This window comes from Blastomonas sp. (assembly GCF_046294995.1).
Lineage (GTDB): Bacteria > Pseudomonadota > Alphaproteobacteria > Sphingomonadales > Sphingomonadaceae > Blastomonas.
Window position 1 is genome coordinate 294,650 of the sequence record NZ_JBKBOG010000001.1, and the last position, 12,559, is coordinate 307,208.

Here is a 12,559-nt window from a genome sequence, read left to right on the forward strand (position 1 = left end):
TCTCCAAAGGTTTGACGGGTGTTTCCCCGCCATCAAACTTCAACGGCGAAAATGAGAATACCGTTCGTGATGTAGAATATCGGGGGACGCGGCCGGGTCGTCAACCCTGTAAATATTCTCAATGGAGAATTGCATTCTGAATTGTTGACAAGCGGATTTTTGCGTGGGAATGAGGATACACAGCCAGCCACGGCTGGGCCTGATCGACATGATCGAACGGTCCCGATCGCTGGCCAAAACAGGCAAAAGGTGAGGAAATTTGACCAATCTAGCTGAACAGATTCCGCCGCATGTGACCGCCGGACAAGTCTATCCGTTCGATATCTATCACGATGCGAGGCTGATGGACGACCTGCACCTGGGCTATCGTGCGATGCAGCTAGAAGCGCCCGAGATCTTCTATACCCCTTTCAACGGCGGACACTGGGTCGTCACGCGCTACGATCTGATCGAGAAGGTCATTCAGGACACGGCCAATTTCTCCAACAAGGAGATTGAGATCCCCAAGACAGAGAGTCCGTTTGTCGCGATCCCCATCAATCTCGATCCACCCGAGCACACGCCGTATCGAAAAATGCTGATGCGCCACTTTACGCCGCGCATGGTGCACGGCCTTGAAGGTGCCATGCAGGATTGGGCGGAAAGACTGATCGACAAAGTGTATGCGGACGGAGGCTGCGACTTCGCTGAGGCACTGGGTGCCTATTATCCTGTGACCGTATTCATGGAACTCGCAGGGCTTCCGCTCGACCGCTATGTCGAATTCCGTCAGGTCGTCACGGAATTCTTCAGCCACGTCCCGGCCGAACGCCGGATCGAGTTGTCTGCGCAAATATTCGGTGAGCTTGAAGCGGTGATGCGCGCTCGAATGGCTGAGCCGCGCGATGATCTGTTCTCGCGTCTTGTGGTTGAAGAGATCGATGGGCGACCCCTGACGATGGACGAATTGCTGTCTATCGGCTTCCTCCTGTTTGTTGCGGGCTTGGATACGGTTGCCAATGCGATGACCTTCTCGTTCAATTATCTGGCGCGCAATCCTGATATGCAGGATCGGCTTCGCACCGATCCCGATGCGATCCCGGCCTATATCGATGAATCTATGCGCCGGTTTGCCGTGACCAACGGCGTCCGGCTTGTGCGCAACGATATCGAGTTTGCCGGAGCGCAGCTTCGTGCCGGCGACATGATCGTCGCGCCGATGACGCTGGCGGGGATGGACGATCGCCGGAATCAGGATCCTGAGACGTTCGATATCGATCGAAAGCGCCGCCAGCATGTGAGCTTCTCGACCGGGCCACATCTGTGCTTGGGCCACCACATGGCTCGCGCCGAAATGCGCATTTTCATAAACGAGTTTCTGCGCCGGATCCCACGCTTTCGCATTGCTGACGGGTTTGTCCCGCAATGGCGCGCGGGCGTGGTGATGGCGCTCGAAAGCCTGCCGATCGTCTGGGATGTGCCCGGTCGTTGATCAGCCAATGCATGAAGATTTGGACACGCGTGTGATCCGGACAAATAGAGGGGATAAAATCGTGAACCTGAACAGAGCACTTCGATTCGCGCTGCTTGCCAGCACTGCCGTGACATGCACGCCATTGCTGGCACAAGAGGCTACGGATGCCCAGCAGCCTGCCGATGCCAGCGTCGCTGAGGGCGAGATCATCGTCACCGCCCGCCGCCGCGAGGAAACTTCGATTGCAGCACCGATCGCGCTTACCGCCATCGGCGGCGAAGAGTTGCAGCGTCGCAACATCAACACCGTGGATATGCTGGCACGCGCCGTTCCCACGCTGATCACGAGCGAGGCAACATCCTCGCCGCAGGGCGGCATCGTTGCGATCCGCGGTCTGTCGGGTGTGGACGCCAACCCGTTCGGCGATCAGGCGGTCTCGTTCAACATTGATGGCGTGCCCGTTGCGCGTTCATCGGTCAGGCGCCTTGGCCAGATGGACCTCGCACAGATCGAGGTGCTGAAAGGGCCTCAGGCATTGTTCTTTGGCAAGAACAGCCCGGGCGGTATCATTTCCATTCGCACTGCAGATCCGACCTCCAGTCTTAGCGCCGGATTGAACTCAGGCTATGAGGTCAAGGCAGACGAGGTGCGCCTGGAAGGGTTTGTTGCCGGACCCATCAGCGATACGCTGGGCTTCCGCGTTGCAGGCTATTATTCCAAGATGAAAGGGTTCGTCCGCAACGTCGCGCCGACCGGCGGTGCCAACGTGCTGGTGCCGTTTGATCGCAGAGTCCCGAATGGCGAGGAATATGCCATCCGCGGCACGCTGAAGTGGGAGCCGTCGGATCGGTTCGATGCTCGGCTCAAGATTTCGTATAACGACAGTGATGGTTCTGGATCGACTGATAATCTACAGTTCCTTAACTGTCCGTTGGGCCGTCCGCAGGGAACGCCTGCTGGATTTGCTACTCCCGAAGACTGCCGAGCTGATGGCAGGGTGACCTCGACCAATAATATCGGACCTAATTTCGCGATTGCCGATCCGCGCTTCGGAACCGAAACCTATCTGAAGTCCGACCAGATCCTTGGCGGTCTCGAAATGAACTATCAATTGAACGACGTCCTGACGCTGTCGTCAATCACCGGATACTACAAGGCGAGTAACTCCTACGTTGGCAACTTCATTGCCAACTTTCAGGAGAACGGCATCCCGCAGACCTTCCTTCCGGCGTTCGCCGCCTTGTCGATCCGCGAAATGACACAGGAACTGCGCCTGACCAGCGACTTCGACGGCCCGGTCAACTTCATGTTCGGCGGGCTGTATCAGGACAGTCATGCCACCAACCAGGCGGTCGTATATCGCAACGCTAACGCGCCCGTTTTCAGCGCGAATTATGATTACACACAGGAAGGAGAGGCCTATTCGATCTTCGGACAGGTCATGGTCGAGCTGCTGCCGACGCTTGAACTGTCCGGCGGTGCACGCTATTCCAATGAAAGCAAGGAACTGACCGTGTTCCGCTCCGCCATCGCTGCCAGCCGCAACACGCTGGTCGATGTGGATGCGCCTCGCAATGCCAGGTTCAACAACCTTTCGCCTGAAGCCACGCTTACCTTCAGACCGAATGACAATCTGACGATCTATGGCTCGTACAAGGAAGGCTTCTTGTCGGGCGGCTTCAATGCCACCCAGCCCACGCTCAATCCAGTACTCAATGGCAACGGTCGATACACGTCGCTCGTCGATCTGCGCTACGACCAGCAGCTGATCACCGGCTTTGAAGGCGGCATCAAGTCCGCCTTCCTGAACGGTGATCTGCGCACTAACCTTGCGGTTTACAGCTATGAGACGACCGGACTGCAGGTCGCGGTATTGGTGGGGCTCAACCAGGAACTGCGCAATGCAGGGGCAGTGCGGACCAAGGGCGTGGAGTTTGACTTTACCTATCGCACTCCACTTGATGGTCTGTCCTTGCGCGGTGCCGTGGCTTACCAGGACGGCAAGTACACCGACTATCAGGCGACCTGCTATCGCGGGCTTCCGACACCCGACTGCCGCGTGCAGGTCAACCGCTTCACAGGGCAGGCTGGCTTGCTGCAGGACCTTAGCGGCACACAGCTGGTCCGCGCGCCCGATTGGAGCGGAAACCTGGGCTTCGACTATATTTCGCCCGAATTCTCTGGCCTGAAGGTCGGTCTGCAGGGTGCCTTTACGTTCAGCGACAGCTTCTTTACCGACGTGGTGTCAGCACCTGGCGGTCGGCAGAAATCCTATGAACTTTTCGATGCGGGCATCCGCCTGATGGACGCCGATGAGCGCTGGGAGATCGGCCTTATGGGGCGCAACCTTGGCAATACCTATTACTTTACCCGCTCTGCAGATAACCCACTGTCCGGTGGAGCCCCCGGCGGTGCATCGACGCTGTTGGGCGACACTGTTGGCGTTCCAAACCGCGGCCGCGAAATCTGGGTCAACGCCATCGTTCGCTTTGGTAACTAAACGAAGGCCGTGCGGTGATGTCAGGACCGAGTACCATCCGCAGCTGTGTCATGCTTACACGGCTGCGGATTCGCGTTCTGCCGGTTTCTTTGAGTAATCGATATGTATGATTATGTGATCGTCGGAGGTGGCGCGGCAGGGTGCGTGCTGGCCAACCGCCTGTCCGAGGATCGCACTGTCCAGGTCATGCTGCTGGAAGCGGGGCCGCGCGACGATCATCCCTTTATTCACATGCCGCGCGGTGTCGCCAAGATCCTGTCCAACCCGGATTTCGTCTGGCCGTTCCAGGCGCATGGTACGCCCGGACAGAATGCGCCACCGGCCTACTGGCTGCGCGGCAAGGGACTGGGCGGATCTTCATCGGTCAACGGCATGATGTACGTTCGACCGCAACCGGGCGATTTTGGTGAGATCGCGGCGCATACTAGCTCGGACTGGGCCTGGTCGGAGATGGCACGCATTTTTGACGCAGCCGAAGCTCACGGGTCGGCGGGTGGTGGGTTGCGCGTTTCCACGCCTGCCCGACATCCGCTGATGGACCGGCTCATCGCCGCAGGTGAGCATATCGGACTGGATGCACCGTTGAACGTCAATCAGCCCGACGACCGACCAAAGATCGGCTATTGCCCTTCCACTATTTTCGCGGGGCGCCGCCAGAGTGCTGCCGTTGCCTTTTTGACGCCGGCCATGGCCCGGCCTAACCTGACCGTCGTAACAGGCGCGATAGCAGACAGAATACTCTGGGATGGGACCCGCGCAGTCGGTGTGGCCTGCCGCGTCAACGGCAGCATGAAGGATTTTTCCGCCAGGCGCGTCATCTTGTCCACGGGTGCGATTGCATCGCCTGCCATCTTGCAGCGCTCCGGGGTAGGGGATGCAGCGGTGCTGCGGCGTCTTGGCATTCCCGTCATTGCCGATCGCGCAGAAGTCGGCGCGAATCTGCGCGAGCATTGTGCTCTGGCGATGCAATGGCGCCTGCGCCGCCCGATGTCGCTCAATCCCCAGTTTTCCGGCTGGCGGCTAGTGGCGAATGTGTTGCGTTATTATGGTTTCCGCTCCGGGCCAATGGCCAGTGCCGCGTATGATGTGCTGGGTCATTTCTGTTCACGGCCGGGGTTGGCGCGTCCTGACGCGCAGTTGATCGCAGCGCCGTTCAGCATCGATAAGGCAAAATCGAAGCTGGCGATGGAAACGGCACCGGGGATGCAGCTGGCCGTCTATCCCCTTCGTCCGCGTTCGGCCGGTTCTGTTGCTATTCAGAGCGTCGATCCCGACGCGTTGCCGCAGAGTACGCTCGACTTTTTTGCCGATGAGGAAGATCGCCGCGTGATGGTGGATTCGGTTCGCTTCGTGCGCGCACTCGTCGCGCAGTCGCCGGTCGCCGACATGATAGACCACGAAACTAGGCCCGGTCCGGTGGCCGATACCGACGATGCGATCCTGGATGCTTATCGCGCGATGGGTACGACAGCCTACCATGCCTTCGGCACCTGCCGGATGGGTAAGGACGAAGCTTCTGTAGTCGATCCGATGACACGGGTGCGCGGTACGCAGGGGCTGCATGTCGCTGATTTGTCGATCGCGCCGGTTATGCCTGCAGGCAACACATTTGCGCCGGTGATGGCGATGGCGTGGCGGGCCGCCGAACTGATTCGACAGCTGGATGAGGCAGGGGAGCACGACCATGCGTAATGATCTGCCGCTATCGGGCGTCCGGGTGATTGACCTCACCACGGTGGTGGCAGGGCCCTCCGCCAGCCAGACGCTTGCTGATTATGGCGCAGATGTAATCAAGGTCGAGGCTCCTGGCGGCGATACCACACGGCATACAGGGCCGATGCTGGAACCTGGCATGGCGTCACTGTTTCTCGGCTCGAACCGCAACAAGAGATCGATCGTGCTCGATCTCAAGCGTTCGGAATGTCGCGAAGCGTTGTTCGCGCTGACCGACAAGGCCGATATATTCCTGCACAATGTTCGCCCGCAAAAGCTGTCTTCGCTGGGGCTGTCGGCAGCAGATCTTTGCGCGCGCAACACCCGCCTCATTTATGTTGGCCTGCATGGATTTGGTGAAGACGGGCCGTATGGGGGCCGCGCTGCCTATGACGACATCATTCAGGCGTTGTCAGGCGTCGCCGATCTCAACTACCGTCATATGGGCGAGATGCGCTACATTCCCACCATTGTGGCCGACAAGGTTGCAGGCCAGATGACTGTCCACGCCGCCATCGCCGCTCTCTACCAGCGGGAGCGGACGGGATTGGGACAGATCATCGAGGTCCCGATGTTCGAGACGATGGTGCAGTTCCTGCTCACCGAACATTTCAACGCGCGGCATCTGGTGGAAGCGGGTGGGGAGACTCCCGCGGAGCCTGATGAGCTCGGTTACAAGCGAACCATGGCAAAATGGCGCAGGCCATTTCGCACCAGCGATGGCTACATCTGTTGGATGCCATATAGCGACCGCGATTGGCGCGCTTTCTTTTGCGAGGTGGGTCAGGAGGTTCTGGCAGAAGATCCCCGTTTCCACGGCATAGCGGCGCGGACGCAGAACATAGAGGCGCTCTACGCTCTGCTGGAAGGTTTCCTCTGCGTGCACCCGACCGCCCACTGGCTGTCGACTGGCAACCGGCTTGGTATTGCTTGCGCGCCGGTGCAGCGGCTGGAGGAACTCGAGAGCGACCCGCATCTCGCAGCGGTGGGCATGTTTCAGACACTGCCGGCAGGCGACTGGAAGATGCGGGCGGTGCGCAACCCCGTACGCATGGCCGCCGGTACCGCCCAGCCGCAATGTCCACCGCGGCTGGGCGAACATGGTGAGGAAATCCTTCGTGAAGCTGGCTTTGCCGATTCCATCATCGCCCGCATCCTGGGCTCGGCATAAGCATGCGAGACGCATACATCAGCGGTGTCGGATGCACACGTTTCGGCCGACACGAGGGAGCTGGGCCGGTCGAACTTATGGCTGCTGCGACCGAGGAGGCGCTTGCCGATGCCGGGATTGACCGGCTGGCGGTGGATGGCCTTATCTGCGGCTATGCGACCACGCTTCCGCATCTGATGCTCTCTGACGTGCTGGCGGAGAAGCTGGCCCTGAGGCCACACTATGCGCATGGCGTGCAACTTGGTGGCGCTACGGGCGGGGCCATGTTGATGCTGGCGGCAGACCTGGTGCGCGCCGGGCGGTGCGAGCGGGTGTTGGTGCTCGGTGGAGAAAATCGCCTGACCGGGCAGAGCCGAGACCAATCGATCCAGACTTTGTCGCAGATCGGTGACCCTGAGTTCGAAGTTCCATGCGGCGTTGCTGTGCCGTCCTATTATGCCTTGCTCGGCTCGCACTATCTTTCCAGGACCGGCGCGACCGAGGCCGATCTGGCTGAATTTGCCGTGCTGATGCGCAACCACGCAGGACTTCATCCGCTGGCACATCTGCGCAATCCTCTCACCGTGGACGATGTGTTGCGGTCCAAGCCAATATCTCTGCCGCTGAAACTGCTGGATTGCTGCCCGATTTCCGATGGCGCGGCTGCGTTGCTGATCGAAGCCGATCCCGCCGGTATGCGCGTACGCGTCCGCGGGGCGGGTCAGGCACACCAGCACCAGCATCTCACTGCCATGTCATCTCTGTCGAATACCGGCGCGGGCGCGTCTGTCGCACGCGCCTTGGAAGAGGCAGCCATGGCGCTGGAGGACATCGACTATCTATCGATCTACGATTCCTTCACTATAACATTGGCAATGCTTCTGGAGGAGATTGGCATCGCTCCTGCCGGCAAAAGTGCTTCGCTGGCACGCAACGGCATGTTTGGGCCAAGCGGCCCGCAACCCCTCAACCTGCATGGCGGCCTGCTCTCATTCGGGCATTCAGGCGTTGCAGCGGGCCTGGCGCATGCAGTCGAGGCGGTACAGCAGCTAAGGGGGGCCGCGCAAGACAGACAAGCGATGAATAGTCCATTGACCGCCCTAGTGCACTCAGAAGGTGGTGTGCTTTCAGCCCATGTTTCCCTTGTTCTGGAGAGGACGAGATGAGCGCTTTCCAGAAGGGTCTGGAACTCGGCAGGATAGACTTGCCATGCTGCAATGGCTGCGGTCGGTTTCACGCACCCGCGCGCCTGGCATGTCCTCATTGTGGTGCAACTGCCCTCCAAAATCGGGCACTTCGAACGACCGGGGCAGTGCTGGCGACTACCCGCGTCTACCGTGCTCCGGATGAACATCACCGTTCTCTCGTGCCCTATACCCTGGTGTTGGTCGCAATGGATGATGATGTGATCTTGATGGGGCACGCACTGGAAGATGCTGCGATTGGTGACCGGCTAGCCGCTGCGCCATCCGGATCGCAGGGCGCCTGGCATGTGCAGTTCCGGAGTTTGAACGATGATTGATCGCGATGCTCTGCTTGCCTGGACCTTTCCGGACATCGAACAGATCTATTCCGAAGATGACACCATCCGCTATGCTCTGGCCGTCGGCATGGGCACTGACCCAGTCGATGAGCGTCAGCTGCGGTTCGTATCGGAGATCGGCGGCCCACCCCGAGTGTTGCCGACCATGGCTGTCATTCTGGGCTATCCTGGATCATGGATGGCCGATCCGGCAACCGGTATCGATTTTGCGCAAATCGTTCACGGCGAAGAAGAAATTGTCATCCATCGGCGGCTAGCGCCAACGGGCTGTATTGTCGCCCGGCACCAAGTCGTGGACGTGATCGACAAAGGTGAGAAGCGCGGCGCGATTATCACATATGACAAGGAATTGTTTGACAAGAACGGCGGTGATCTTCTTGCTACCGTCCGCCACACAACCTTTGCGCGCGGTGACGGAGGCTTCTCGGGCAAGGTCTCGCAATCGTCGAAAATGGATCCGCAGGTAGCCGAGGGAACGGCTGAACGTTCGGCAATACGCCGGCGCACACTCCCGACGATACCGCAGCAGGCTCTCCTCTACCGCCTTTGCGCAGATCGTAATCCGTTGCACGCATCTCCGAAAGCTGCGCGCTCGGTTGGCTTCGACCGACCCATCTTGCACGGGCTTTGCACGTTTGGAATCGCTGGGCATGCCATTCTGGCGGACTGGTGCGATTACGATCCAAATCGCTTGCGCTCGCTCAGCGTCCGGTTCTCGGCACCTTTGCTACCTGGAGAAAGCTTGCAATTCACCAGCTGGGCAAGCGGACGGAACATTGAATTTGAAGCCATTGAGAAAGTTTCAGGAAGAAGAGTTCTCACGCTGGGGCGAGCCCACGTTGAGGGATATGTTTAATTAAACCCGCATTAAATAAAATGGATCACGGTCACAGCAGATAAATAAATTATGGTCGGTATTTGTTTGTCGACGCGGGTGATATCTTGGTGAAGTTATATGAGTGATCAAAGTTTTTTTAAATTTAACCTCAACGGGCGTGTTGCTTTGGTCACAGGGTCGTCTTCGGGTCTCGGAGCCGGCTTCGCCAACGCGCTTGCACAAGCTGGGGCACGGGTGGTGCTGGCGGCACGGCGGGCAGATCGTCTCGGCGAACAGGTAGACAAAATTCACGGTGGGGGCGGGCAGGCCATGGCTGTGCAGATGGACGTAACCAACGAAGCCTCAATAAGGGCGGCATATGATGCTGCCGAACAGAATTTTGGGATGGTAGACACAATTGTCTTGAATGCGGGAGTTGCGATTGAAAAATCGGCGCTCGATTTAGACCTGGCTAGTCTAAACCTCCTGTTGCAAACTAATATACTTGGGGTGTTTCTTGCCGCAACGGAAGGCGCCCGCCGAATGGAGATTGCTGGCCCGAGCGTCATGAATAGGGGGCGGATCGTTATCATCGGTTCGATCACCGCGGAACGCGTCATGCCCTATACTACCGTCTATGGTGCGACAAAGGCGGCTGTTCGGCAGATGGGTCGGGCCCTCGCCCGTGAATGGGCTACGCGTGGTATAAGCGTCAACGTGATTCAGCCTGGATATTTTGCGACTGAGATGACCGCAGATGGCCTTACGGGCGAAGCTGGCGATCGGTTTGTCCGCTCGTTTCCTCGCAGGAGATTGAGGCCGCAAACCGATCTCCATGCCCCACTTTTGCTGCTTTGCTCCGACCTCGCCCAAGGCATAACCGGATCTGTCATCAATGTAGATGATGGGCAGTCATTATGAACTCCCGCGCCTGAATGTTCAATGCGCGTAACGAGACAAGGTCAATAATTTCCAATATCGCAATAGGATAATTATCAGAATGAGCGGAGCTATCATCCGATTAAGATGATGAGGCGCTATTTCATAGATGATTTCACATATCTGTTTCTCTGAAGATTTAAGGATCAAGTGTTGAGCATTAGCCAAGAAGCATTGAATGTGGCTGCGCGGGTTGAAGCGTTTGTGCGGGAGACCATCATTCCATTCGAGCAAGATCCTCGCCGAGACCATCATGGTGCGCCGACAGACGCGCTCGTTATGGAGCTTCGTGAGCTGGCACGGTCGGCAGGAGTGCTAACACCCCACATCCGCTCCGACGGCAGCCATTTCAATCAGCGTGAGACCGCTATCATCCTCATCAAGTCGGGCCTTACCCCGTTGGGCATGCTGGCCTGTAACACCCAAGCGCCAGATGAGGGCAACATGTATCTCATTGGCAAGGTAGGCCACCCCGACCTGAAGGAGCGCTTCTTGAAGCCGCTGGTGGAAGGGCGAGCGCGATCGGCTTTCTTCATGACCGAGCCAGCCGATCTCAACGGCGCGGGTGCAGACCCGTCAATGATGATCACTACCTGCCGTAAGGACGGGAACCACTGGGTGATCAACGGCAAGAAAGCTTTCATCACAGGTGCGGACGGGGCCAAAGTCGGCATCGTCATGGCAAAGAGCGAAGCCGCAGACAGCGCAGGCGGCGCGTGCATGTTTCTCGTCGAACTACCTGATCCTGCCATCCGCATCACCGCTGTGCCCAACACGATCGATAGCTCGATGCCTGGCAGCCATGCTGAAATCACCATTGATGACCTTCGCGTGCCTGCTGATCAGATGCTTGGCGAGGCCGGCGAGGGTTTCAAATATGCTCAGATCCGGCTTTCCCCGGCGCGGCTTTCACACTGCATGCGATGGCTGGGCGGCTGCATCCGAGCCCAGGAAATCGCAGTGGATTACACCAATCGTCGAATGGCCTTCGGCAAGCACCTGATCGACCACGAAGGCGTGGGCTTCATGCTGGCAGAAAACATGATCGACATTAAGCAGTGCGAACTGATGATCGACTGGTGCGCCAGCATACTTGATGCCGGATCACTGGGCACAGTTGAGAGCTCGATGACAAAGGTGGCTGTATCAGAGGCACTGATGCGCATCGCTGACAAGTGTATGCAGGTGATGGGCGGTACCGGTGTTACCGACAAGACCATCGTAGAAACGATTTTCCGGGAAGTTCGCGCGTTCCGGATCTACGATGGCCCTACAGAAGTCCATAAGTGGAGCCTCGCCAAGAAACTGCGCCGTGACTGGAGGAGCACTCAGTGATGGCCTCGGGGACGGCACTCACCCTGGCCAATACCGGATCAAGCAAAGTCCGCGTCGCCATTGACGAGATTGCGTTGACAGGATGGATGGCCACTAACATCGAAGGTTTTCGCGGACCGCTTTCAGTCGAGCAGTTCAATGGCGGGCAATCCAACCCGACTTACCGGTTGAGCACACCTCGGGCCCGCTATGTCCTGCGGCGAAAGCCGCCTGGGTTGTTGTTGAAGGGCGCGCACGACGTTCTGCGAGAGGCCCGTGTGTCACAGGCGCTTCACGGCAGCGACGTTCCCGTGGCTCAGGTCCTTGGCATTTGCGAGGATGAAACTGTGCTTGGCAGCCAGTTTTATGTGATGGAAATGGTTGAAGGACGAGTCTTCTGGGATGCGGCCTTCACGGACCTGCCAATACACGAGCGCGCCGCTTATTTTGATGAAATGAACCGCGTGATCGCGGCGCTCCATTCAATCGATCCCTTTGCGGCAGGGTTGAGCGATTTTGGAAAACCCGGGAACTATTTTGCCCGCCAGATTGGACGCTGGTCGCAGCAATATATGGAAGACCACCTGGCAGGCCGTTTGGCTGACATGGACTCGCTTGTAGAGTGGCTGCCAACTGCGATTCCTGACAGCAACGAAGCAGCAATCGTCCACGGCGATTTTCGGTGCGACAACATGATTTTCCACCCGACTGAGCCACGTGTGCTGGCTGTTCTCGACTGGGAGCTTTCAACCCTCGGACATCCTTTGTCGGACTTTGCTTATCACGCGATGATGTACCGCATGCCTGGTGATATAGTAGCAGGGCTAGGTAGCGCGGACCCGGTGCCGCTAGGCCTACCGACGGAAGAAGAATACATTGCTGCTTATTGTGCGCGAACAGGGCGGACACAGATTCCAGATTGGGATTTCTACCTCGCCTTTAATTTCTTTCGCCTTGCTGCGATTTTCCACGGCATCAAGGGCAGGGTAATGCGAGGCTCCGCGTCGAACACGCGAGCTAAGGAAAGGGCGGAGGCTCTGCCGCGGCTAGCAGCTTTGGCGCGGCAGGCAATGGAACGTTGTCAGTAATTTGACGGGGTCGCATGCCATTCATATCCCAGATTATAGCAT

At 58.2% G+C, this 12,559-nt stretch carries 10 protein-coding genes; all 10 read left to right on the forward strand.

Annotated features, from left to right (window positions below; all coding sequences use genetic code 11):
• Window positions 1–259 precede the first annotated feature (259 nt).
• The 10 genes from ACK4R0_RS01325 to ACK4R0_RS01370 all read left to right on the forward strand — a co-directional run bounded on the left by ACK4R0_RS01325 (window position 260) and on the right by ACK4R0_RS01370 (window position 12,517).
• On the forward strand, window positions 260–1,471 hold the full coding sequence (locus tag ACK4R0_RS01325; RefSeq protein WP_409669063.1) for a cytochrome P450: 1,212 nt from the start codon (window positions 260–262) through the stop codon (window positions 1,469–1,471).
• Window positions 1,472–1,532: 61 nt separating this feature from the next.
• The gene (locus tag ACK4R0_RS01330) at window positions 1,533–3,953 is read left to right on the forward strand and encodes a TonB-dependent receptor (protein ID WP_409669066.1); all 2,421 of its coding nucleotides are present in this window, start codon (window positions 1,533–1,535) and stop codon (window positions 3,951–3,953) included.
• A 102-nt stretch (window positions 3,954–4,055) separates the two neighbouring features.
• Window positions 4,056–5,645: a GMC family oxidoreductase gene (locus tag ACK4R0_RS01335; protein WP_409669069.1), complete on the forward strand. Its 1,590-nt coding sequence runs from the start codon at window positions 4,056–4,058 to the stop codon at window positions 5,643–5,645.
• Window positions 5,638–6,837, forward strand: a complete 1,200-nt coding sequence (locus ACK4R0_RS01340; RefSeq protein WP_409669072.1) for a CaiB/BaiF CoA transferase family protein — start codon at window positions 5,638–5,640, stop codon at window positions 6,835–6,837. Before ACK4R0_RS01335 ends, ACK4R0_RS01340 begins: the two co-directional genes overlap by 8 nt.
• Before the next feature lie 2 nt (window positions 6,838–6,839).
• Window positions 6,840–7,982 carry a thiolase family protein gene (locus tag ACK4R0_RS01345; RefSeq protein WP_409669074.1) on the forward strand — a complete coding sequence of 381 codons (1,143 nt, stop codon included), beginning with the start codon at window positions 6,840–6,842 and terminating at the stop codon, window positions 7,980–7,982.
• Window positions 7,979–8,338: a Zn-ribbon domain-containing OB-fold protein gene (locus tag ACK4R0_RS01350; protein WP_409669077.1), complete on the forward strand. Its 360-nt coding sequence runs from the start codon at window positions 7,979–7,981 to the stop codon at window positions 8,336–8,338. Before ACK4R0_RS01345 ends, ACK4R0_RS01350 begins: the two co-directional genes overlap by 4 nt.
• Complete coding sequence (locus tag ACK4R0_RS01355; RefSeq protein WP_409669080.1) at window positions 8,331–9,215, forward strand: MaoC/PaaZ C-terminal domain-containing protein; 885 nt, start codon at window positions 8,331–8,333, stop codon at window positions 9,213–9,215. Before ACK4R0_RS01350 ends, ACK4R0_RS01355 begins: the two co-directional genes overlap by 8 nt.
• Window positions 9,216–9,314: 99 nt before the next feature.
• Window positions 9,315–10,097: an SDR family oxidoreductase gene (locus tag ACK4R0_RS01360; protein WP_409669083.1), complete on the forward strand. Its 783-nt coding sequence runs from the start codon at window positions 9,315–9,317 to the stop codon at window positions 10,095–10,097.
• 171 nt (window positions 10,098–10,268) lie between these two features.
• Window positions 10,269–11,450, forward strand: a complete 1,182-nt coding sequence (locus ACK4R0_RS01365) for an acyl-CoA dehydrogenase family protein (protein ID WP_409669086.1) — start codon at window positions 10,269–10,271, stop codon at window positions 11,448–11,450.
• Window positions 11,450–12,517 carry a phosphotransferase family protein gene (locus tag ACK4R0_RS01370; protein ID WP_409669089.1) on the forward strand — a complete coding sequence of 356 codons (1,068 nt, stop codon included), beginning with the start codon at window positions 11,450–11,452 and terminating at the stop codon, window positions 12,515–12,517. Before ACK4R0_RS01365 ends, ACK4R0_RS01370 begins: the two co-directional genes overlap by 1 nt.
• Window positions 12,518–12,559: the final 42 nt, after the last annotated feature.